Here is a 23,997-nt window from a genome sequence, read left to right on the forward strand (position 1 = left end):
ATCTATGCTTAATCTTAATACCAAACTAATTAGCATTCCAATTGATATAAAAGCCCAACTTTTGGCAAGTGAATTCGCTGCCGAACAATCAACTGTTCAGAAGGGCAGAAAAGTGTATTTTAATACCCTAGCAGTCTACGCAGTTCATTGTTACTTAAAGTGGTTACAAATCCCAACAGATTTAGAGGAAAGTGAAAGTTGGCATCCCATTCTACAGTCTAGCTACGATGTTGCAGATCTTGTTATTCCTAATTTGGGTAAATTAGAGTGTCGCCCGGTTTTTCATGAGGATTTGCCAGGAGCAATCACCATACCACCAAGCGCAAGAGAAGATCGTATTGGCTGTGTTGCAGTTTTGTTTAGGGATAGACTACTTAACCAAGTAGAATTACTCGGCTTTTTGCCACCTTTGGATTCGGCTGACTTACCGGAAGCAATTCCCATCAAAGATTTTCGCTCAGTTGAGAGTCTCATAGATTATCTTAACGAGATTGAATCAAGTTTGAGCTTAACACAGGAGTTTGAGCAAATTCGGATTAGCAGAGATTGGTTGCAAGGTAGATTTGGAGAAAATTGGCAACCGGAGCAAGAACTAATTGCAGGTCGTCGCAGTAATAATGAACGTCTGATAGAAGAGATTACTCGGGTAAAATTAATCAATCTTGCAGAAAATATTGTTGCTTTATTAGTATCAGTAATATCAGAAACTGACAATAAATTTCATATTATGTTTCGGCTCTACCCAGCCGGACAAGCATTTACACTTCCCACTGGTTTGAAACTAAATGTATTTGATGATGAAGATGGAGAACTAATTGAGCAGGAAGAAGCGGGACAAGCTGATAACTATATTCAGATAGAACTACTGGAGGCAGAACCTGGGTTTTGTGTGAGTGTTCAGCTATCATTGGGCGAAGTCAGCTTCACAGAATATTTTGTGGTTTAAGTCAACATCTACAGAATTGATTTATGGGTAAGGTAGTTAGCTTTGAGTTAGAGGGTGATTTAGAGCAAGGGTTTGATGTTACTGCCCAAATTGGGTTGGAGAATACTGCACCTTTCGTAAAGTTCAAGGGCAAACTGCCAGCTAATCCATCAATCTTCCAAAAATACACAACTTGGCAGCAAGCCTTTAATAGTATCAGATTTGCACGAGGCAGCAAAGTTAAACATAGGAAAGGTAAAGTTGGCTGTAATACACTGGCATTGGAGTTTACTGAGAATTTTAACGCTTGGCTAAATTCATCTAATCAAGAATGGCAAAAAGTTATGGTTGCTTTGAAGAAGCATCTGCGATCTAATGATGAAGTTCGCGTGATTATTCAAACCAGTAGTTTAGAAGCTCAACGTTTACCTTGGCATTTATGGGACTGGTTTTCTCGCTATACTCCTAAAGCTGAAGTGGCAATTAGCTTGCCAGAATTTGAAGAATCACAAACGCTAACATCTGTCCCCAAAGATGTGGTCAATATTTTGGTAATTTTGGGACATACAGTAACTTTAGATGCCTCAGACTTAGCTGTACATCTTGACTGTAGAGAAATTGAGCAATTGCCTGGTGTAGAAACGGTGATTCTAGATGCACAAGTAGAGGAATTAAGTTTAGAGCGTGTTCAACAAGTATTGCGATCGCAGCCTTGGGATATTCTGTTTTTTGCTGGTCACAGTCATACGCATGAAGAAACTGGCTACCTACATCTGACAGACAAGCTGAAAATTCGCCTGGATGATCTTAAAGATGGTTTAACAGATGCGATTTCTCACGGTTTAAAACTAGCAATATTCAACTCTTGTGACGGTTTGGGACTAGCGAGGCAAATGGCAACTTTGCATATACCACAAGTAATTGTGATGCGCGAAAACTTGCCCGATGAAGTAGCACCGCATTTCTTAAGATGCTTTCTCAAAGCCTATTCTCGCGGTAAATCTTTGTATACCTCTGTTCGTACAGCACGGCAAGTATTAGCAGATGATTGGGATCAAAAATATCCAGGTATTGGTTGGTTGCCAGTAATTGGTCAAAATCCCGCAGAATTACCCATTGCATGGTACGAACTCCGGCAAGGTTTCCGTTCCCAAAAACGACGTAGACAACGACCAGACGATGAAAACGCTTTATTAGATAAAGTAAGAACCTACTGGGTTGAAGGAGTGTTAGAAAAATCTTTGCATGGTAGGTTACGGATTGAGTTGGGGTTAGAGGAAAGGTTGGATGCGATCGCTCATCCTTGGAGTATGGTATGGGAAACTCCAGAACAACTCCGCAAATATCTCGCTCCAGGTACAAGGGCTATTGATGTCTTGAATGAAATGGGTAAAGGCGGAACACTCTTACTTTTGGGAGAACCTGGCTCCGGCAAAACTACAACACTGTTAGAATTGGCTGAGGATTTGATTACTCATGCCGACCAGGATAATACATTACCCATTCCAATTATTTTTAACTTGTCTAACTGGAAAGGCAGACGACAGACCTTTATTGACTGGTTAGTTCAAGAACTCAATGAAAAATACCGCGTCTCTAAAGCTCTTAGTCTGCAGTGGATTAATGCAGAAAAATTGAAGCTTATGTTGGATGGACTAGATGAAGTAAGGAGCGATCTCCGTGATTCCTGTATTCAAGCTATCAATCAATTCATTCAACAATATGGAAAAACAGAGCTAGTTGTATGCAGTCGTGTTCAAGATTATGAAGCACTCAAAAGCCGCCTCCAATTTCAGGGAGCTATCTATGTTCAACCATTAACTGATCAACAAATTGAAGACTATCTTTAGCAGAGCAGATGCTGGCTCTAATCAATTCAAAGGTCTAAGAGCAGCTTTGAAAACAGATGCAGTGTTACAGGAATTGACAAAATCACCCTTGACACTCAATATTATGACTCTCGTCTATCAAAAGTTTTCTCTTGAACAAATCTCGAGGATGCCATTGGCAGAACGTCGCAAAGATTTGTTTGATCGCTATATTGAGCGGATGTTCTCTCGACGTAAAACAAATATAAAAGATTCGAGTAATCAAAAATGCGAACTATCATACGAAGAAAATATAAGTCGAAAATGGTTAATTTGGTTAGCACATAATATGCAAAAGCGTTCTCAAAGTATCTTTTTAATAGAACGGATTCAACCTAATTGGTTATCGAGTAAAAAAGCTAAATTCCTGTATTCCTTGTTGTTTAGCTTAAGTTTTGGTGGAATCGGAGGATTACTAATTGGGATGATTTTTTGGTTAACTGTTGGAGTATTATTTCAAAATATTTGGGGATTTATTTTAGCAGCTAGTCTTGCTTTATTTTATGCCTTAATGGGTTCAACATGGGCAAGCTTAACAATAGGGAAAGTTTCTTGTGAAATAGAACCTCTGGAAACATTAGACTGGTCATATAAGAATATCATTAAATCAATTATTAGTGGATGTTTTGCAGGAGTATTGATCTATAAATTAACAAATATGAGTATATTTTTAATAATAGGACTATTAATAGGCATAACTTTTGGAGTTCAGGGGCCAAATTTAGAAAAAACTATGATTCCTAATGAAGGTATATGGCAATCTCTTAAAAATACAATATTTTTTTCGATTATTGGTGCACTAGGATTAGGTATACCAGCAGCATTTCAAACAAAAGAATTATTATTAATAGTTACTCATTCAATCTCGTTGCAAAATAAAATAAGTAATATCAATTTAATTAGTTCCGGTATTATTGCTGGGTTATTTTTTGGTCTTACTAAACCAGGAATAGCGTGTTTACAACATTTTATCCTAAGAACTATTACTTTTATAACTCAATACACCCCTTGGGATTATGCTCATTTTTTAAACTATGCTACTGAACGCATTTTTCTTCAGAAAGTAGGTGGGGGATATATCTTTATTCATCGTTCACTTCGGGATCACTTTGCAAACCTAAATTTGTATCTGTAATTTAAGATAAGGGAGGGTTGTAAATGACAAATTTGAGATGTGATTGCCTAATTCATGATGATATCTGAGATTTAGCTTAGGAACCATATTTTTCTCTCCGCGTAGTAACAAAAGAGGGATAAAAACTAAAATTTACTGCAAAAATCTAAAAAATTAGATATAAGTGCAAAAATTACTATAATTTAGTGAAAAATTTAATTTTTATTTAAGTAGAATACTCATGAATAGATAATAATAATTGCTTTAAAATAGTTAGCTAATAAAGAAAATGAGAGAATTTTTATGGTGATTTACAGCGACTCTATTCAGCTAGATACTTCTAGTGGTTTATGGTATAAATTTGGTTATGAAATTGTGGAAAATAATAAGAAATGGCATATTTTGTCTTCAGGAGACAGAGATAGTCTAGAAAAAAACAGCATTATTTACCACGATCATTTTTGGCAGAGTAATGGTCATTGGTACTTTCAGGGCAGACTTCAAAATCAACACATAATTGGAAAAGATGTTCTTAAGGAAGGAATTAAAATACAAAATCAAAGACGAAGACTAGAACTAACAGAAGCCGAAAAACAATACCTCAATTTAACTAGTGAAGAAAAACGTCAGCTAACAGAAATAGAAGTGAATCAATTAGCAATTTACAGAGCACGCCAAGCATATGGTAATTCTGGATATAGTGGTAGCAATCATGGTATTGAGGTTGATCAACACCTAGCTCATATACTGGATAGACAAGTTCAACAATATCAAGCATCTGTACAAACCTCTATATCTACTAATTTTCCTCAATCAACTACTAAATCGCCAAGTAGTGGAGCGGGAAGATTTCCAACTATGTAATGAAATATTAAGGAAATTTCAGAAATTAAAATATTACAAATAACTAGGACTTACGCAAGTGTCAGATTATTTTTCGTTTAGGCTGTCCAGGGGAGCTAGTCACGTGCGGTGAGACCAGCGCTGCAGGAGGGTTTCCCTCCGTTGAGTGAACTGGCGTTCAACCGTCAAAAGTCCAAAAAACCGGAATTTTGACCTTTGACTCTTGACTCTTAAACCAGAAGAGGGGTGTACCAGTTGCGTAAGTCCTGATAACTTATCGATACCTTGCTCCTACCAAAAGGGCGATCGCCAGTAACACACGCAAACTTTTAAGGGATTTGAGGAGATGCGATCGCCCTGATTATATGAATGTATCTGTCTGCAATTGAATTGCATCGACTGACAATGCCAGAGCGCTTACTTCGCCTCGCCAATTAAAGTAAATGCAGCCCAAGCGCTAGGATGAGGATGCTGTTTCATCGTTACCAACATCGCTTGACGCAACGCCTGTGCTTTATGAGGATTTTTCTGTAACTGGCGGTAAAATTCCCCCATCAATAATGCCGAAGGGCTATCAGGAATTGACCATAATGTAACAATCACACTCGGCACACCGCAGAAATTAAGGTGCGAGATAAGCCAATCACACCATCGCCTGTAAGCTTACCTTGGGCGGTATCACAAGCACTTAAGAGAGGGATGGTGTGATAATTCGACTGGGCTGTTTATCAATTCGTGCAATAGTGTCTAAATCCTGCCATGATTTCCATTTATTCGGAGTTACCAGCACATATACAATAGGTAGATTGACTTCTCAAAGTAGAACTTGAATAATAAGCACTAATTCTATTTGGGTTTGCGGTTCTTTCTATGCTTTGACAAGGTGATAAGAATGATTGCGCTACCTGACGTTGCGGTTAATGCTAAAATATACTCCAGCAATAATTCTGTGGTGTATCGTGGCATCAAGTTGTCAGATCACACGCCTGTTATTCTCAAAGTTCTCAAACAGGACTATCCTACGGCATCGGAACTCACCCGCTACAGGCAGGAATATGAAATTACGCGATCGCTTAACTTAGATGGTGCGATCAAGGCATATAGCCAGCAGGAATATCAACGCACACTCATTATTCTTTTAGAAGATTTTGGTGGAGAGTCACTAGCGAAATGGATGCATAAGCGTCCAGATTTCTGCCCCATGCCCTTATCTGCTTTTTTACCTCTTGCCATCAACCTCACAGATATTCTGGGCAAAATTCATGCAGCCAATATTATTCATAAGGATATCAATCCTGGAAATATTGTTCTCAATCCGGATACTGGTGTTGTCAAAATTATTGACTTCGGGATTGCCACCCAATTTAACCGCACGAATCCGACTTTCAAAAGCCCTCATGTTTTAGAAGGAACCCTAGCCTACCTGTCGCCAGAGCAAACAGGGAGAATGAACCGTTTGCTCGATTACCGCACCGATTTTTACTCGCTGGGTGTGACGTTCTATGAATTGCTAACCGGATATCTGCCTTTTCCCACAACAGATATCTTGGAGTTAGTCCACTGTCATATTGCTAAACAGCCACCTCCACCGCATGAATTGAATGCAACGATTCCTAAACCAGTTTCAGATATTGTTCTCAAACTGATGGCAAAAAATGCAGAGGAACGCTATCAGAGTGCTTGGGGAATCAAAGCGGATTTAGAAATTTGTGCTGACCAATTAAAAAAAATCGGACAAATTCATAGCATTCAATTGGGTCTTTTGGACATTAGGGATCAGTTCCAAATTCCCCAAAAACTTTATGGCAGGGATCGGGAAGTTGCAATGTTACTAGCAGCTTTTGAGCGCGTTGCTTCTTCACAAGAACATGTAGAAAAGACTTCAGAACAGGCACAAACTAGCAAACCAACATTCAAAGTCGAAATGATGTTGGTTTCTGGTTATGCGGGAATCGGGAAATCAGCATTAGTGCAGGAAATTTATAAACCAATCACCGCCAAGCGCGGCTATTTTATTTGGGGTAAATTCGATCAATTTCAGCGCAATATTCCTTACAGCGCGATCGCAGATGCTTTGCAGAAATTGGTGCAGCAAATACTTGGCGAACCAGATGAGCAGTTGCAACAGTGGCGATCGCAACTTCTAAAAGCTTTAGGAAGCAATGGACAAATTATTATTGATGTAATCCCGGAAGTTGAACTGATTATTGGCAAGCAGGCCCCTGTAGCAGAAGTTGGATCTGCGGAAGCCCAAAATCGTTTTAATCGAGTTTTTCAACAGTTTGTGCGGGTGTTTTGTTCCCAGTCACACCCGCTTGTGATATTCCTTGATGATTTACAGTGGATAGATTCTGCGACTCTGAAGCTGATTGAATTAATGCTCCTTGATGAGCAAACTCAACATCTATTTTTGATTGGAGCCTATCGGGATAACGAAGTCAGTCCAACGCATCCACTCAGATTATTGCAGGAGCGAGTACGAAAACAAGGAGTCGTGCTTGGGGAGATTATTCTAGCACCCTTAACACTGGAGCCATTGAGTCAGTTGATTGCTGAAACGCTGCATCAGAATACAGAGACTATACGTCCCTTAGCTGAGTTAGTGCTGCGTAAAACCGAAGGCAATCCTTTTTTTGTCGGCGAATTTTTGCGAATGCTGTATGGCGAGAATCTGCTAACCTTTAATGCAAAAAACCTATGTTGGCAGTGGAACATTGCTGAGATTCAAGCTCAAAATATTACCGATAATGTTGTAGAGTTGTTGCTGCATAAGTTAAAGAAACTACCAGATGATACAAGATACATTCTCCAGTTAGCGGCTTGTGTCGGTGCCGAATTTGATTTAGATACATTGGCGATCGTTTGTGAGAAAACCGCTCAAGAAGTTTTTCGAGATTTATTGGCAGCGATCCAAGCAGGATTAATTCAACCTTTATCTGAATTAGACGAAAACCTGTTAATTAAAGAATATAAGTTTTTGCACGATCGCGTTCAGCAAGCTGCCTATGCTCTCATTGATGAGTCGCATAAACAGGTGGTGCATTTACAAATTGGTCGCAACCTTCTGGAAAACACCTTAACTGAGCGACTATCAGAGCAGATATTTGAAATTATCGATCATCTCAATCATGGAATTGAACTGATCTTTGAACAATCTCAACGGGATGAAATTGCCAGATTGAATTTGATGGCAGGACAGAAAGCTTTAGCAGCAACAGCTTATGAAGCAGCTTTCAACTATTTCAATGTGGGACTAAAACTCTTGAATGGAGAAAGCTGGCAAAGTGCATATGACCTAACCCTAGCGTTGTACTTAGAGGCAGCACAGGCAGCATACCTCAGTGGTCATTTCGACGAAATGCACATATTCGTAGAAGAAGTACTTAACCATGCCAAGACAGATCTTGACAAACTGAAAGCTTACGATAGCCAAATTCAAGCGTGTTTGTCACAGGGCGATCCCAAAGAAGCACTTAGAATTGGATTGGAAGTGCTGAAACTTTTGGGAGTTAAGTTAGTAGAAACTCCAAGCCAGTTAGATGTGAAAGCAGGATTGACGCAAACAGCTTCACTATTAACTGGGCAGGAAATCGAAGACTTGATTGATTTGCCGGAGATGACCACTCCAGTAGCGTTGGCAGCAATCTATGTCCTGGCAAATATTGTAGCTGCTGCTTTTATGGTATCACCAGCATTAATGGTGTTGATCGTGTGCAGAATGGTGAATTTATCAGTCGAAAATGGTAATGTAACTTGGTCATCGCTTAGTTACGCTGCCTATGGAATGACATTATGTGGAGTAGTGCAAGATACTGAACTCGGTTATAGATTTGGCAAATTAGCTTTAAGTTTGATAGAGCGATTAAATGATAATAAAGGGAATGCTAAGGCATTGCTGGTAGTGGGTTCCCATGTGATGCACTGGAGAGAACATCTTAGGAAATCATTGCCAATTCTAGTTGACGGTTATCAAAGCGGAGTAGAAACTGGAGACTTTGAATTTGCTGCTTACTGTGCATTTAACTTTTGTTATTACTCATATTTTTCTGGTCAAGAACTAACAGAATTGGAACAACAAACAGCAATTTACAGTAAGGCTACCAGTCAAATTAGGCGAGAAAACCCCTTTAATTGGCTTTCAATGCTGCGGCAGACAATTCTTAATTTGCTAGGTCAGTCTGAAAATCCAAGCTGTTTAATTGGTTGTATATACAACGAAGAGCAAGCACTATCGCGTGCTATTTCAGTTAAAGACGGAACAGGAATTCACCACTTTTACCTGAACAAACTTATTTTATGTTATCTGTTTGGGGAGTATCACCAAGCTTCACAAACTGCTATTTTGGCGGAACAGTATTTAGGTGAAGTAACGGCGTTAATTTCTGTACCCCTATTTCATTTTTATGACTCTTTAGTAATTTTGAACTTATTAGCTAATACCTCAAATTCCGAAAAAAAGGCTTGGTTAAATCGCGTTAATATTAATCAAGAGAGAATGCAGAAATGGGCACATGATGCGCCAATGAATTATCTACACAAATTTCACTTAGTTGAGGCAGAGAAAGCGCGAGTTTTGGGGCAAGTTATGGAAGCCGAGGAGTTTTTTGAACAAGCCATATCTGGTGCTGCTGAAAACGAATTTATCCAGGAAGAAGCATTAGCTTATGAGTTAGCCGCTAAGTTTTATCTAGAACGTGGTAGAACAAAGATTGCTCAAACTTACATGAAAGAAGCTCACTACTGTTATGAACGTTGGGGAGCAACTGCAAAGGTAAAAGATTTAGAAACTCGGTATCCACAGCTATTTCCTCAGCAGTCAGCTAGAGATGGTACACCAATTCGTACTACTTCAGGAACTACTTCTAATTGCTCAGATGTTGCTCTTGATTTAGCGACGGTAATGAAAGCATCACAAGCGATTTCAAGTGAAATTGAACTCGAACGCCTGCTTCGTTCTTTAATGCAGATTTTAATTGAGAATGCTGGCGCACAAACTGGGTTTTTGATTTTGGAAAACTCAGGAGAATGGCTGATTGAAGCTGCTTGTGAACTAGCTGATGCTGAGAGTGTTTGTGCTACGCGAGTGCTACAATCGCTCCCAACTAAAAATCATCTGCCGGAATCAATTATCCAGTATGTGATTCGGACTCATGAATCTATCATTTTAAATGATGCAACTCGTGAAGGTAATTTTACCAACGAACCATATATTCAGCAGCACCAAACTCAATCACTTCTTTGTTTACCGCTATTAAATCAAAATAAACTTGTCGGTGTATTGTATTTAGAAAATCAATTAGCAACTGGAGCATTTACACCAGAGCGAGCGCAACTTTTACATCTATTATCAACTCAAGCAGCCATTGCCATCGAAAATGCTAGGCTCTACTCCAAGGTGCGTGAGAGCGAAAGTAAGATGACTCAATTTCTGGAAGCAATTCCAGTCTGTGTTGCAGTTGTAGATAAATGGGGACACCCTTATTACTTCAACCAGCGAGCAACTCAGCTATTGGCTAAAGATATTGATTCTTCTGTGACACTCGATCAACTTACAGAGGTTTATCAAGCTTATCAAGCTGGAACTGCTCAAAAATATCCAACTGAGAGAATGCCACTTTTCCGAGCGTTAAGGGGCGAACATACTAGAGTTGATGATATAGAAATTTACCACCAAAACGCCAAAATCCCCATTGAGGCATGGGGAACTCCAGTCTTTGACGAACAGGGCAATTTGACTTATGCGATCGCAGCCTTTCAAGATATTACTGAGCGCAAACAAGCCGAGAAATTGTTAGCCGATTACAATTGCACCTTAGAGCAACAGGTTGCCCAACGAACAGCAGCTTTACAAAAAAGCGAAGCCGAATTGCGCGATGTTTACGATGAGCTTCGCTTACGAGAACAGGAATTACGAGTGATTACAGACGCTCTACCTGTTTGTATCACCTATGTAGATGCCAAGCAGCATTATCGGTTTGCCAACCGCACTTATGAGGAATGGTTTGCTCGTAGTCAAGATGAGATTTTGGGCAAGCATATTCGCGAAACCTTGGATGATGCGGTTTATCAAGTTATGCAACCGTACATTAATCAAGCACTGGCAGGGCAAATCACAACCTATGAGGCAGAAATTCCCTGTGTATTGGGCAAGAAATATATTAGTAATTCGCTCATTCCTGATTTCGATGCCAATGGTCAAGTGAAAGGATATTATGGGTTAATCACAGACATCAGCGAACAGCGAAACGCTGCACTGCGTGAACGCAAACGTGCCGAAGCCGCCTCAATTTTAGAAGAACGCAACCGTATGGCACGGGAAATTCATGATACGCTGGCTCAAGCCTTTACAGGCATTTTGGTTCAAGTTGGTGCAGCAACCCAAGTGCTAGAGGATGATTTAGAAGCAACACAGGCACATCTGGAGATGATCGATGAATTAGCAAGAATTGGGCTAGCTGAAGCTCGTCGCTCAGTCACAGCACTCCGCCCTCAGTTGTTAGAGGAAGGCGATTTATCTAGCGCCCTCAATCGCCTTGTGACGCAAATGAGGTCTGCTACCGATGATACTGCTTTGATTTACGCAATTCAGGGTACAGCCTATCCTTTACCTGCCGAAGTGGAGAATAACTTACTGCGAATTGGACAGGAAGCATTGACAAATGCAATTAAATATGCAAAAGCTGATGAAATTCGCCTTGAATTAGTCTATGGAGATGCAGAAACTACATTGAGCATCAAAGACAATGGGCAAGGCTTTGGCGTAGGTAGCATTCCCTCGGTTGGGGGATTTGGATTGTTAGGAATGAGCGAACGGGCAGAGCGGATTGGAGCGCAATTGAGAATTGCCAGCCAACTAGGGCAAGGAACAGAAATTATTGTCATTGTCAATCGAGGGTAAGAATCATGCTTGGTCAATCCACTACAATTCGTGTTTTAATTGTTGACGATCACGCCATTGTCAGACAAGGATTGGCAACCATCATTAATCGCGATCCCGAAATGACAGTAATTGCTCAAGCAGAAGATGGAGAAGCGGCGATCGCTTGTTTTGGTGAACATCAACCGGATGTGACTTTGATGGATTTGCGAATGCCGCAGATGGGAGGAGTGGCAGCCATTACTGCTATTTGTAACCAATTTAAACCTGCCCGAATTATTGTGCTAACCACATACGATGGCGATGAAGATATCTATCGCGGATTGCAGGCAGGCGCGAAAGGCTATCTGCTCAAGGATGCAAAACCCAACGAACTGCTTAATGCCATTCGCATGGTTTATCGCGGTCAGCAGTACATTCCACCGGAGGTGGGGGCAAAGCTAGTACAGCGTATGAGTAACCCAGAACTGAGCGAACGAGAGCTAGAGGTACTGGGTTTAATGGCGCAAGGAATGAGTAATTCAGATATTGCAACGGCTCTAACTATTGGCGAAAGCACAGTCAAATCTCACGTTAATCGCATTCTGAGTAAATTGGGAGTAAGCGATCGCACTCAAGCTGTGATTATTGCGGTAAAACGCGGGATTGTCAGTTTGTAGGCTGTGCTTTTGGTTAACTTTCGATTCCAACTTTAGTTGGAGTTAGTCTTCCATTATCAGATGGGTTAAGCGATAATCCATTCGACTAAATAAAAGTGCCAACTGTGAGTGGACGACAAACCAAAGTCAATTGCATATATTAAATTCATACAAACACAGATAGTAATTCAGTTGCCAGATTCAAGATTATTGGTCTCATCTTCAACTCAGAATCGGAAACAGAGTTGATGGTAGCCATTATCTTTGCAAGTAATCAAGAGCTTTGATCCTCAATTGCACAATTATAAGAGGTAAAACCATGAGTACTGAATTCAGTAAAAACAAAGTTGCAATTGTCAGCCAGGGCGAATACCTCAATTGGTTCGATACAATGCCTGGTGAGCAAATGGCTATCCGGGTGCATAGCAGAGATGTTGGTGGGGCTTTTACAATCATCGAAGCGCGTGTCCCGCCATTCTCAGGCCCACCGCTTCACTATCACAAAGATAGGGAGGAAATATTTGAAGTACTGGAAGGCAGATTTCGCTTCCACTGTGCAGGTAAAGAGTTTGAGGCTGGGCCAGGAACGTCGGTTGTTGTACCCCGTAACAGCATACATGGATGGGTGAACCTGGGGCCGGGAGTAGCTCGGTTGCTTTTCACCTTTGTACCTGGCGATATGGACGAATTTTTCCCCCAAATAGGCCAAACGCCCCCCGAAGGTTGGACGGAACTGGCATATCGTTATGACACCTGGATCGTCGGAGAACCCCTTTCCATTAGTAAAAATGAGCAGCATTCACATGGGCAATAAGTTTGTGAACTGCCAAAGGCGGCACTTCGCGATCGCCCCATTGCACTTAATTTAGCAAGGACAAAACTAACCCAGATGTCTGCAATGGGAGGCGTATAAAAACGCACGTCCAGGTTTGCACAATTAACCAATACACAACAACGGAGACTCTCATGCCTTACATTACTGTTGGTCAAGAAAATTCTGGCAACATCGATATTTACTATGAAGATCTCGGCGCAGGCCAACCTGTCGTGCTAATCCACGGATTTCCGTTGAGCGGACACTCCTGGGAAAAGCAGGTATTATTTCTGCTGAATCAGGGGTATCGAGTTATCACTTATGATCGCCGAGGATTTGGCAATTCCAGCCAGCCGTCCTTTGGCTATGACTACGACACCTTCGCAGCAGATCTCAACACACTCATGACCAAACTTGACCTGCGCGATGCGGTGCTGGTTGGCTTTTCTATGGGGACAGGCGAAGTCACTCGCTATCTTGGCAAGTACGGCTCAGATCGCGTCAGTAAAGCTGTGCTGATGGCTCCTGTTCCACCTTTTCTGCTGAAGACAGATGATAACCCAGAAGGTGTCGATCAAAGCGTTTTCGATGGAATTATGAAAGCGATTGTTGAAGACCGTCCAGCTTATTTTTCTGCATTCTTCAGAGATTTCTTCAACGTAGATCTACTGCTTGGAGACCGCATCAGCCATGAAGCGATTCAAGCAAGTTGGAATGTTGCAGTAGGAGCCTCTGCTAAGGCGACTCTAGACTGTGTGCCATCGTGGTTGACTGATTTTCGTGACGATCTGCCCCGCATCGACGTGCCAACTTTAATTATTCACGGAGATAGCGATCGCATTCTGCCATTTGAGTCTACCGCAGCAAGACTACCACAGTTAATCAAAAACAGTCGTTTGGTGGTGATACCTGGCGGCCCCCATGCCATCAACTGGACTCATGCAGATCAAATCAATCCTGCACTGTTGGACTTTCTCAAAGGACATTTATAGGCATTACGAGTTGTGATCCGTCAGGCCCCTGGTTGATTACTGGGGGATATAAGCGCCCAAGGTCAACACAAACAAACCACCCCTACGCTTATCTCTATGCACAGATACACTTTAGGCAATTGGCGAATTCTGGCTGAGTCCACTAACTACAGATAAGGAGTTGAAAGATGGAGTCATTATCAACGATGCACGCACTAATTGTAGATGATTTTCAAACTGCAACATTTCGTGCTGCCGAAATTCCGCGACCAGAACCTAGTGCTAACCAAGTTTTAGTACAAATTAAGGCAAGTGGTGTGAACCCACTCGACAGCAAAATCCGCACAGGTAAAGCACCTCATACTCAATCTGTATTTCCTGCTGTGCTGGGATGCGATCTGGCTGGGGTCGTTGAAGCAGTTGGACAAGACGTTACCGCATTCAAAGTTGGCGATCGAGTCTACGGGCTGACAGGTGGAGTTGGTGGACTGCAAGGTTCACTGGCTGAGTTTGCGGCTGTCGATGCCGATTTGTTGGCGAAAACACCAATTAACTTCAGTATGCGAGAAGCAGCTGCTTTACCCCTGGTATTTTTGACCGCCTGGGAAGGACTGGTTGATCGGGCGAATGTCGGTGCAGGACATAGAGTTCTTGTACTCGGTGGTTCTGGCGGGGTTGGTCATATCGCTGTGCAGATTGCCAAAGCTCGTGGTGCTAAAGTGTTTGCAACTGCTTCAGTTGCCAAGCATGACATGGTGCGGCAACTCGGTGCAGTAGCGATCGACTATAACAGCACATCAATTGAGCAAATCGTACAGACATTCACGGATGGGCAAGGGTTTGATATAGTCTATGACACAGTTGGGAGTTCTACCCTGGATGATGCGTTCAAGGCAGTACGCAATTACGGTCACGTCGTTAGTAACTATGGCTGGGGGACTCATTCTCTACTGACCCTCTCACGCAAGGCTGCAACATATTCTGGTGTGTTTGTACTTCTGCCTCTATTGACTGGCGAAGGTCGCGTTCATCATGGTGAGATTCTCCGCCAAGCCACCCAATTGGCAGAAGCTGGACAACTGCGTCCCGTGGTTGATCCTCGCCATTTTACTTTAGATACTGCACTGTCTGCCCATGAAGCGGTGGAACAAGGTACGGCTGTCAGCAAAATTGTCATCGATTTGTGAACAGTGAACCACCAAAACCAATATTTTCACAACTTAAATAGGATTGTGATCGGCATGAATGTCCAACAAAAGAAATATGGATGAATATGGAACATTACGACGATATTATTATTGGTGGCGGCAAAGCGGGTAAAACTCTCGCACCTGCGCTAGTGGCAACTGGACGTAAAACTGCTTTGGTTGAACGTAGCCTAAACATGATAGGTGGCACTTGCATTAATGTTGCTTGCATTCCTACCAAAACTATGGTGGCAAGTGCCAATGTTGCGAATATAGTCCGTAACAGTGACGCTTATGGTGTTAAAGTCCATGCTTCCACCCTTGATTTTGCAGAGGTGATTCGCCGCAAACGAATAGTTGTGCAATCGATGCGTGAAATGAACTTGCACAATCTAAAAATAGCTCTCGGTCACGAACTGATCGTTGGTACGGGACGCTTTGTTGCTCCTCAAACGATTGAAGTGGCGACAGATGAAGGCAATACTCGGTTAATCACCGCAGAACGATTGTTTATTAACACAGGCACACGACCGTTGATTCCATCCATACCCGGACTTAAAGAAGCTGGGTTTTTGACTAGCGAGTCGATTATGGAGCTAGAGCAGTTGCCTGAACACTTACTTATTCTCGGTAGCGGCTATATTGGATTGGAGTTTGCTCAAATGTTCTGGCGCTTTGGTTCTCGCGTTAAGGTGATTGGACAAAGTGAGCAAATTCTTTCACAGCAAGATCCAGATATTGCAATGGCGGTGCAGACATTGCTGGAACGAGAGGGTATTGAATTTCTACTGAATGCGAAAGTGTTAAAGGCTGATCGTGCTGGCAATGCAATCAAACTGCAAATCCAAGTTGCTAATCAGCAAATAGAGCTTCAAGGTTCACATTTGCTCGTCGCTGTTGGTCGTGTGCCAACTACCGATAGCTTAAATTTAGCTGCTGCTGGTGTGGCAACTGATGCTCGTGGATTTATTGTAGTTAACGATCGCCTAGAAACGAATGTACCAGGTATTTGGGCGTTAGGCGACATCAATGGCTGCCCGCAATATACCCATGTGTCGCTGGACGATTATCGGATTATCAAAGCAAATTTGATTGATGGCGGCAACCGCAACACTAGCGATCGCCCAATTCCCTCCTGTCTGTTCATTGATCCAGAACTGGCGCATTTGGGGTTGACTGAAACTGAAGCACAGCAACAAGGGTATGCCATTCGAGTAGCAAAACTGGATGCCTCAGCCATTCCCAGAGCGAGAACACTAGGTAAAACTGATGGTTTGTTGAAGGCGATCGTGGATACTGAGACAGGGCATATTCTCGGTGCTTCACTCTTGTGTCATGAAGCGGGTGAAGTGATTTCAACTGTGCAGATGGTGATGCAAGCTCAAATGCCTTACACTGTTTTGCGCGATGGTGTGTTGACTCATCCCACAATGACCGAAGGGTTAAATTTGCTGTTTTCAAAGATGTGAAGCAGCAAGTGCAGACATCTTATAGTTGGAAGGGGAATTGAGTCATTTTATTGAATTCCAACTAAAGTTTGAGTTACTCTTCCATTGTCAGATGGATTAAGCGATCGCCCACTCGATTAAATAAAAGTACCAACTGTGAGTGGACGACAAACCAAAATCAATTGCATATATTAAATTTATGCAAACACAGATAGCAATCTAGTTGCCAGATTCAAGTTTGCTGATACACATAGCACAAAGAGGGATGGAGGCGTAACCCCCCGCAAGCATCACTTGCGGTAAACATACTTCCCCTCGGAGGTTCCAGTGAACAATGACCGTCAACACCGTTTATTATTCCCACCTTCAACCCAAGATCGTAAACAAGGGCTGTTAAGTGCCTCTGTGGTACTGGTGATGTATGGAGATTACCAATGTCAAGAGAGTGCGGAGGTTTATCGGTTGTTGAAAGTCATTGGGCGACAACTGAGTATTTCGTTAGGGGAGGATTATTTGTGCTTTATTTTCCGTCATTTTCCCCAGATAAAAATTCATTCTCAAGCTTTACGTGCGGCTGAAGCGGCTGAAGCAGCAGCTGTTCAAGGTCAGTTTTGGCAAATACATGACATTTTGTTTATTCACCAACAACAGTTAGCAGATGGTTATTTAGTAGAGTATGCCAACGATCTAGGACTCGATATCTCCCAATTTTTGCAAGATATGTGTAAGCATCTGCATCTTGAGCGCATCAATCAAGATATCGAAAGTGGCACCCGCAGTGGAGTAACAGCTACCCCAGCGTTGTTTATTAATGGCATTCGGTATGGCGTAGGCTTAGCCCGCCGCAGGCATCGCTGGAATATGGAGCAGTTAATAGCAGCCATTGTCAATACAGCAAATTGAGCCAGTCAAAGACTAATCAAGTCAGTGTTAGTTTATTTAGGAATATATCATGACGAATCAAACATCATCTCGCGTGTGGCTGATTACAGGCAGTTCTACGGGCTTTGGTCGGATTTTAGCTGAAGCTGCTTTGGCTCAAGGCGATCGTGTCATTGCAACGGCTCGTGATGTCAGCAAAATTCAAGATTTAGAGCAGCAATATCCACAGACGGGAAAGGCAGTGCGTTTAGATGTTACCGATCCAGCAACCATTCAAACGGCTGTGCGGAGTGGTTTAGCCGCATTTACCAAAATTGATGTGCTGGTGAACAACGCGGGCTATGGATTGATGGGTGCAATTGAGGAAGTAAGCGACCAGGAAATTCGTGACCAATTTGAAACTAACTTCTTTGGGCTGTTAAATGTGACTCGTGCCGTCATTCCGACATTCAAGAAACAAGGCGTTGGTCATATCTTGAATATTTCTTCAATAGGCGGACGGAAAACATTTCCTACGATGGGGCTATATCATGCTTCTAAATTTGCAGTCGAAGGACTTTCAGAGACCCTTGCACAAGAACTTATACCTTTTGGCATTAAGGTGACAATTGTTGAACCAGGAGGCTTTGAGACCGACTTTTCAGGTCGCTCTTTGATTACGGCAAAGCAAATGCCAGAGTACAATTCTCTCCGGGCGGAAGTGGTCAAAATTGCCGCCGAACAACCTCGTGGTCATGTACCAACGGGTGTTCTAGCAATGTTGAAAGTGGTGGAATTACCTGATCCGCCGCTTCACTTAGCGATCGGCCCCAATGCACTACCAACGATCGTTCAAAAACTTTCCTCAGATATCGAAGAATATCAGCGCTTTGAGCATATCTGGCAAGACTCTACCGCTAATGCGGGCGTGGGATTTAATTTTTCTAGCCTCACCCAGCAAGTTTAGAAACAAAGCTGGGGTAGCACCTGCTTTGTATAGCGATTAGCGATCGCTGGAATTTACCTCACACATGAAGCAGCAAGAACTAAATTGCTGAAGGATAACTCACTATGATCCAATGTCTTGAAAAAGCACAATCCCTTAATGTCCTCGATATCGGTCATCAACTTGCTCAGGAATTTGCCAAAACAGCCCCAGATCGCGATCGCAATGGTGGTAGCCGTCCAATCCATGAGATTGAGAAGTTGCGCCAAAGTTGCCTACTCAATCTGGTGATTCCTAAGATTTATGGGGGATTAGGAGAAACCTCTTGGGTCAAAATCTTTCAGTTGATCCGCGAGTTCTCCAAAGCTGATGGCTCGATTGTGTAAAACTGTCAACCCTGAATGGACGACAAGTTCGAGTCAATTTCCTATATTGAATTCATGCAAACACCAATAGCGAATCAATTGCAAGATTCAAATTTGCTGAATACGAGATATTGCATATCGAAGCTTTGCTACTAACCCGAATAATTTTCAGGAGATAAATCATGACTCAGAGAACATGGCTGATTACTGGTGCTTCACGGGGCTTTGGCGCCGAGATTGCGAAAGCAGTTCTGGCAGCAGGTGACAGATTAATTGCCACCGCCCGCAATCAAGCTGATTTGCAACAGTTTGCAACCAATAAAAACGTATTAGTACTGAGTATGGATGTCACTGATGAGACTCAGGTAAAAGCAGCGATCGCCACAAGTCTAGAAGAATTTGGACAAATCGATGTATTGGTTAACAATGCTGGATTCGGTTTGCTCGGAGCAGTCGAAGAGTGCAGTGCCGAAGAGGTTGAGAGTGTTTATCGCACCAATGTCTTCGGGCTACTAAATGTCACCCGTGCTGTGCTGCCCAGTATGCGTCAAAATCGCTCTGGACACATCATTAATTTATCGTCTATCGGTGGCTATCGCTCCTACCCAGGATGGGGGGTTTATGGCTCAACCAAGTTTGCCGTCGAAGGGATTACTGAAGCCCTACATTACGAGCTAGCCCCGTTAGGTATTCACGCTACAGTGGTTGAGCCAGGATTTTTCCGTACCAATTTTCTTGATGGTAGTTCACTGCGTCAAAGTAGAATACAAATCCCTGATTATGCTGAAACTGTCGGTAAAACCCGCGACGGGGCAGTTGAACATAACTATAAGCAACCAGGAGATCCGATCAAACTCGCCCAAGCCATTCTTGAGATTGTCAACACAGATGAACCACCCCTACGCTTACCTCTAGGTACAGACACGCTTCAAGCAATAGCTAAGAAGAACGCCTACGTTGAGCAAGAGACGCAAAAATGGCGAACTCTGGCTGAGTCTACCGATTACAGATAAGGAGTGGAAGATGGAGCCATTATCAACTATGCACGCACTGAATTGTAGATGATTTCACACTGCGGCATTTCGTAGCACCGAAATTTCCCAACCGTAAACCCACTCGCTTTGATCCACACAGGTAAAACGCCCCATGCCAAATCAGTCCTCGCTGCTGTGCTAGGAACTGATCTAGGTGGGATTGTGGAAGCGGGGACAGATGTTAGCAAAATTGCGATCGATTTATAACTCAGATAAATTCTTCCAAGAGGTTTTTATGCTTCGACAACTTGGTATTGAAGAACGTATATTTTGGTTACATGACCAGGCAATACCGCTACATTTTACAATGGCGGCAAAGGTAATTGGGGAACTTCAGGTTGACTCATTACAGCAGGCACTAGCTTGGGTACAACAACGACATCCCTTACTGGGGGTACGAATCGTTCTTGATTCCTTGGGAAACCCTTGGTTTACGGAAGATTCAGCTACTATTCCCTTACGAGTGGTGCAACGACAAAGTGAGCAGCAGTGGCAACAGGAAGTGGAACAAGAGCTTGCCCATCCGTTTAACTGGAATCAAGCTCCGCTAATTCGGATTGTATTGGTTCACGCAGCCGATTGCTCAGAACTGATAATAACCTGTCACCATGCGATCGCTGATGGTATGTCAGTAGTTTACTTGCTGCGGGATATACTGCAAGCGGTTGGGATACCCGGTAGTCAGCAACAAATTTTACCCGAACGTCCTGCCTATGAATATCTAACGCCGATTGCTCACAAAATTAAACCTCCAACCAAAGACTCGCAATTAGAGTTGGTAAATCCTAGCCAGACTATACCGCCAGCAAAAAGTCTTCACTTTCGTCTCTTAACCTGGTCGCTGTCACCCGAAGAGACTGCTACTGTTATTCTCCGTTGTCGACAAGCACAAACTAGCGTTCATGCGGCTATTTGTGCAGCTTTCTTGTTAGCGATCGCGCAATCCCATCACTCACAAAATGATACAGAAGCTCAGAGCCTTGAGCAAAAACAACCTGTCACCCTGAATTGTTTGACAGCGATTAATATTCGTCAATTCCTCACTCCTCCCATTCAAGAGGACTTTGGCTACTACTTCACCTCAAATATTTCGGCTCATACCATTACCCCAAATTTATCGCTTTGGGACTTAGCCCATGTCATCAAGGCGCAGCTCAATCAGAAGATGTCACCCGACCAAATTTTTGCCCATCTTCCCGAAGCTCAAGCGTTTATTACTAGCAATCCCAGTATTGATACGATTAAAGATATATTCCAAGAACTGTATAGGTATGACGTTCTTGTTAGTAATCTCGGAAAATTGCATATTCCCACACAGTATGGACATCTCCAACTTGCAGCTATATATGGCCCATCTGGAGCTATTCATGTTGCAAAGGGTCGCTTTATCGGAGTTGCGACCTTGGGAGACCAAATGTTTTTTAACTTGCTCTACCCTGATTCCAACATCTCATTAACCGAGATTGAGCATCTACAAAAGAAGACAATGCAACTCTTGTTAGGGGAATCGATGGAACAAGTTCAACTATTAAGCGATACCTTAATCTCTGAGGATAAACGGAGCTTGAGCAAAGTCAAGTAAGAAATATCTGGGAATGGATTTTAAGCGATCGCTCTTGATTGAGATTCCTTAGTGGCATTCGAGTTTGTATCCTTGTTTTCTCCGGTCAATGCTAAATTCACATAAAGAGAGAAGTTTTATGACGAGTAAACTTACAGATAAGATAATAAAAGTCCAGTTCCTAACTTGTAGAGAGCGCGAAAATCTACCTAATGAGGAATTCTCATGTCCAGTAAATTGGATTAAATTGCACAAAATGAACTGATTTGTCGCTGCAACCAGATGGATAGCAACTCCCAGCCCCAACCGCCCTTCCACGAAACCAATGAAAACACCCCAGAAATTGGCGGTGGGTTGCCTGTAATTGAGTATTGGGCAAAGCACACACTTTCACCAGAAGGGCCACATCTGTGGAAGACCCTGTTTCACAAAAGTGCTTGCTTGTCCTGCTCCTGGGGGACAGGTGGACAAAAAGGCGGATTTACCAATGAAGCGGGTGAGAAACTGCAACGCTGCATGAAAAGTGTAGAAGCAATTTCAGCAGAAATCCAACCTCCAGTTCCAGTCCACTTCTTTGATGACCACAAGATTACTGACCTACAACAGCTATCTTCTATGGAAGCGGATCGATTGGGAAGACTGAGCTTCCCGGTGATTCGACGTGCAGGGAGCGACCATTATGAGCGCATTTCTTGGGAAGAGATTTATGCGATCGCCACAGATGCATTTCAGCAACCAGCAGAGCGAATAGCATCCTACAGTTCCGGGCGTGGCTCCAACGAAGCGGCATTTTTACTACAATTGCTACTGCGAACCCTGGGTTCCAATAATTTGGCAGATTGCTCAGATCTGTGCCATGCTCCTTCCACAACCGCACTCAAAGAGATGTTTGGCACAAACACCTCAATCGTCAGCCTGGAAAGCTTGAAGCAGGCAGATTGTGTAGTGTTAGCAGGGTCAAATTCTGCTTACAACCATCCGCGGTTGATGAATGAGTTGATCAAACTGCGAGACAAAGGTGGCAAAGTGATTGTAATCAATCCGGTGATGGAAATTGGATTGGTGAAATTTGGCTCTCCGGCATTCCCAATTAAATCTTTGATTCCTGGTTCTGACATTGCTTCGCTTTATCTCCAACCGATTCCCGGTAGTGATGTGGCGCTGTTTGTGGGCATTCAGAAAGCGTTAATTGAACAGGGGTTTGTGCAGTACGACTTTTTGCAAGCATATACCCAAGGTTGGGAAGCGGTATTAGAACAGGCGCGATCGCTTTCTTGGGAAACAATCACGACTACCTGCGGCGTGTCCAAAGCAGAAATTGCCGCCGCCGCAACTATCATTGGCACATCAAAAGCTGTGGTCTTTGGTTGGGCGATGGGAATTACTCAACATACCAATGGTGTGGATAATGTCTATAGCATCGCCAATACAGCGTTAATTAGCGGTCAAATTGCCAGAATGGGAGCCGGAGTCATGCCTGTGCGGGGACATTCCAATGTGCAGGGCTTTGGCTCAATGGGTGTAACTGTGAAGCTCAAAGAAGAAATTAAGCAAGCGTTAGAGAAGTTGTTGGGGCGATCGCTCTCTTTACCCAAAGGCTACCACACTCGTGACTTAATCGAAGCAGCCGAAGCAGGCAAAGTAGATAGTCTCATCTGTGTAGGTGGTAATATCTATGGTGCTAATCCTGACTCAGCACAGGCAAAACGGGCATTGGGTAACATCGATACCATCATCTATCTCGCTACTAAACCCAATATTGGGCACTTTCACGGATTGGCGAAAACTCACACAATCATTATTCCCGTCCTCAACCGATTTGAAAACCCCCACAAAACCACCGTTGAATCGGGTAACAACTTTGTGCGCCTCAATGATGAAGGCAAAACTCACCTGAAGAATGCAGATTTAATTTCTGAAGTTGAGTTTTTAACTGAACTAGCCCATCGGCTGCTGGGTGATTATCCTGTCGAATGGCGTAAACTGCAAGATACTCGCTACGTACGGCAACTGATTGCCACAACTATTCCTGGCTATGAAAAAATTGCGACGATTGACGACACCAGCGAAGAGTTCATTATCTCTGGGCGCATCGTCACCGAACCCCATTTTAAAACGCCCTCAGGTAAGGCAAAAATGTTGACTACGCCACTACCGAATCTGGCTTTACCTCAACCTCAAGACTTTGACATTGATGATAGAGCAAATAGTCTCGTGCTGGCATTAATGACTGGACGCAGTTATTCCCAACACAACACGGTGGTTTATAAAATTGATGATCAGTACCGGGGAATGCCTCATCGCCACTGCATTTTGATGAACCGCAGAGATGCAGAAAAAATTGGGTTAGCCGAACATGATCTTGTCACAGTCCAGGGCGATGCCGACAAACTAGAGAACGTGGAAGTGATTTACGGTGCTGTGCGGGAAGGTGCGGCGTTGATGTTTTATCCGGAAGTGAATGTCATTTTTAAAGCCAGAACAGAAACACGTTGCGGTACGCCTGCTTACAAACGGGTGCCAGTGGTAGTGTATGGAAAATAGC

General features: G+C 42.9%; 16 protein-coding genes and 1 pseudogene. 16 read left to right on the forward strand and 1 reads right to left on the reverse strand.

Features of this window, described 5'->3' with window-relative positions:
- Positions 1-4 precede the first annotated feature (4 nt).
- From AACU25_RS19055 to AACU25_RS19070, 4 genes are all read left to right on the forward strand, one after another.
- On the forward strand, positions 5-946 hold the full coding sequence (locus tag AACU25_RS19055; protein WP_096578267.1) for a DUF1822 family protein: 942 nt from the start codon (positions 5-7) through the stop codon (positions 944-946).
- A gap of 23 nt (positions 947-969) precedes the next feature.
- Positions 970-2,775: a CHAT domain-containing protein gene (locus tag AACU25_RS19060; protein WP_096578269.1), complete on the forward strand. Its 1,806-nt coding sequence runs from the start codon at positions 970-972 to the stop codon at positions 2,773-2,775.
- Entirely contained in the window at positions 2,759-3,928 is a 1,170-nt protein-coding gene (locus AACU25_RS19065) for a hypothetical protein (protein ID WP_096578271.1), read from the forward strand. Before AACU25_RS19060 ends, AACU25_RS19065 begins: the two co-directional genes overlap by 17 nt.
- A 282-nt stretch (positions 3,929-4,210) precedes the next feature.
- Positions 4,211-4,771: a hypothetical protein gene (locus AACU25_RS19070; RefSeq protein ID WP_096578273.1), complete on the forward strand. Its 561-nt coding sequence runs from the start codon at positions 4,211-4,213 to the stop codon at positions 4,769-4,771.
- Between the two features lie 396 nt (positions 4,772-5,167).
- Here AACU25_RS19070 and AACU25_RS19075 read toward each other — a convergent pair.
- Positions 5,168-5,445 (reverse strand): annotated as a pseudogene (locus AACU25_RS19075) (CHAT domain-containing protein); the annotation flags it as partial.
- 197 nt (positions 5,446-5,642) lie between these two features.
- On the opposite strand from AACU25_RS19075, the gene AACU25_RS19080 reads away from it, so the two are divergent.
- The 12 genes from AACU25_RS19080 to AACU25_RS19135 all read left to right on the forward strand — a co-directional run bounded on the left by AACU25_RS19080 (position 5,643) and on the right by AACU25_RS19135 (position 23,996).
- The gene (locus tag AACU25_RS19080; RefSeq protein ID WP_096578277.1) at positions 5,643-11,648 is read left to right on the forward strand and encodes an AAA family ATPase; all 6,006 of its coding nucleotides are present in this window, start codon (positions 5,643-5,645) and stop codon (positions 11,646-11,648) included.
- 5 nt (positions 11,649-11,653) lie between these two features.
- Positions 11,654-12,286 carry a response regulator gene (locus AACU25_RS19085; RefSeq protein WP_096578279.1) on the forward strand — a complete coding sequence of 211 codons (633 nt, stop codon included), beginning with the start codon at positions 11,654-11,656 and terminating at the stop codon, positions 12,284-12,286.
- 298 nt (positions 12,287-12,584) lie between these two features.
- Positions 12,585-13,079 carry a cupin domain-containing protein gene (locus AACU25_RS19090; RefSeq protein ID WP_096578281.1) on the forward strand — a complete coding sequence of 165 codons (495 nt, stop codon included), beginning with the start codon at positions 12,585-12,587 and terminating at the stop codon, positions 13,077-13,079.
- Positions 13,080-13,231: 152 nt separating this feature from the next.
- Positions 13,232-14,071, forward strand: a complete 840-nt coding sequence (locus AACU25_RS19095) for an alpha/beta fold hydrolase (protein WP_096578283.1) — start codon at positions 13,232-13,234, stop codon at positions 14,069-14,071.
- Between the two features lie 167 nt (positions 14,072-14,238).
- Positions 14,239-15,237, forward strand: coding sequence for a zinc-dependent alcohol dehydrogenase family protein (locus AACU25_RS19100; protein ID WP_321206571.1), 999 nt, complete (start codon positions 14,239-14,241; stop codon positions 15,235-15,237).
- A gap of 80 nt (positions 15,238-15,317) precedes the next feature.
- Positions 15,318-16,706, forward strand: coding sequence for an FAD-dependent oxidoreductase (locus AACU25_RS19105; RefSeq protein WP_199347158.1), 1,389 nt, complete (start codon positions 15,318-15,320; stop codon positions 16,704-16,706).
- Between the two features lie 306 nt (positions 16,707-17,012).
- On the forward strand, positions 17,013-17,588 hold the full coding sequence (locus AACU25_RS19110; RefSeq protein WP_096578289.1) for a DsbA family protein: 576 nt from the start codon (positions 17,013-17,015) through the stop codon (positions 17,586-17,588).
- Between the two features lie 49 nt (positions 17,589-17,637).
- Positions 17,638-18,513 (forward strand): SDR family NAD(P)-dependent oxidoreductase, encoded by an 876-nt coding sequence (locus AACU25_RS19115; RefSeq protein ID WP_096578291.1) that lies wholly within the window; start codon positions 17,638-17,640, stop codon positions 18,511-18,513.
- A gap of 104 nt (positions 18,514-18,617) precedes the next feature.
- Complete coding sequence (locus AACU25_RS19120; protein WP_096578293.1) at positions 18,618-18,878, forward strand: hypothetical protein; 261 nt, start codon at positions 18,618-18,620, stop codon at positions 18,876-18,878.
- 161 nt (positions 18,879-19,039) lie between these two features.
- Complete coding sequence (locus AACU25_RS19125) at positions 19,040-19,870, forward strand: oxidoreductase (protein ID WP_096578295.1); 831 nt, start codon at positions 19,040-19,042, stop codon at positions 19,868-19,870.
- Positions 19,871-20,045: 175 nt separating this feature from the next.
- On the forward strand, positions 20,046-21,473 hold the full coding sequence (locus AACU25_RS19130; RefSeq protein ID WP_190445602.1) for a condensation domain-containing protein: 1,428 nt from the start codon (positions 20,046-20,048) through the stop codon (positions 21,471-21,473).
- A gap of 261 nt (positions 21,474-21,734) precedes the next feature.
- Entirely contained in the window at positions 21,735-23,996 is a 2,262-nt protein-coding gene (locus tag AACU25_RS19135; RefSeq protein WP_096578299.1) for an FdhF/YdeP family oxidoreductase, read from the forward strand.
- Position 23,997: the final 1 nt, after the last annotated feature.

This window comes from Tolypothrix tenuis PCC 7101 (genome assembly GCF_963874875.1).
Lineage (GTDB): Bacteria > Cyanobacteriota > Cyanobacteriia > Cyanobacteriales > Nostocaceae > Aulosira > Aulosira tenue.

What these genes read in the sequence shown, in the direction of transcription:
- AACU25_RS19095 (WP_096578283.1), top strand. Translation starts at nt 13,232, where the DNA reads ATGCCTTACATTACTGTTGGTCAAGAAAATTCTGGCAACATCGATATT.
- AACU25_RS19060 (WP_096578269.1), top strand. Translation starts at nt 970, where the DNA reads ATGGGTAAGGTAGTTAGCTTTGAGTTAGAGGGTGATTTAGAGCAAGGG.
- AACU25_RS19085 (WP_096578279.1), top strand. Translation starts at nt 11,654, where the DNA reads ATGCTTGGTCAATCCACTACAATTCGTGTTTTAATTGTTGACGATCAC.
- AACU25_RS19055 (WP_096578267.1), top strand. Translation starts at nt 5, where the DNA reads ATGCTTAATCTTAATACCAAACTAATTAGCATTCCAATTGATATAAAA.
- AACU25_RS19090 (WP_096578281.1), top strand. Translation starts at nt 12,585, where the DNA reads ATGAGTACTGAATTCAGTAAAAACAAAGTTGCAATTGTCAGCCAGGGC.
- AACU25_RS19120 (WP_096578293.1), top strand. Translation starts at nt 18,618, where the DNA reads ATGATCCAATGTCTTGAAAAAGCACAATCCCTTAATGTCCTCGATATC.
- AACU25_RS19135 (WP_096578299.1), top strand. Translation starts at nt 21,735, where the DNA reads ATGGATAGCAACTCCCAGCCCCAACCGCCCTTCCACGAAACCAATGAA.
- AACU25_RS19070 (WP_096578273.1), top strand. Translation starts at nt 4,211, where the DNA reads ATGGTGATTTACAGCGACTCTATTCAGCTAGATACTTCTAGTGGTTTA.
- AACU25_RS19125 (WP_096578295.1), top strand. Translation starts at nt 19,040, where the DNA reads ATGACTCAGAGAACATGGCTGATTACTGGTGCTTCACGGGGCTTTGGC.
- AACU25_RS19105 (WP_199347158.1), top strand. Translation starts at nt 15,318, where the DNA reads ATGAATATGGAACATTACGACGATATTATTATTGGTGGCGGCAAAGCG.
- AACU25_RS19080 (WP_096578277.1), top strand. Translation starts at nt 5,643, where the DNA reads ATGATTGCGCTACCTGACGTTGCGGTTAATGCTAAAATATACTCCAGC.
- AACU25_RS19100 (WP_321206571.1), top strand. Translation starts at nt 14,239, where the DNA reads ATGGAGTCATTATCAACGATGCACGCACTAATTGTAGATGATTTTCAA.
- AACU25_RS19115 (WP_096578291.1), top strand. Translation starts at nt 17,638, where the DNA reads ATGACGAATCAAACATCATCTCGCGTGTGGCTGATTACAGGCAGTTCT.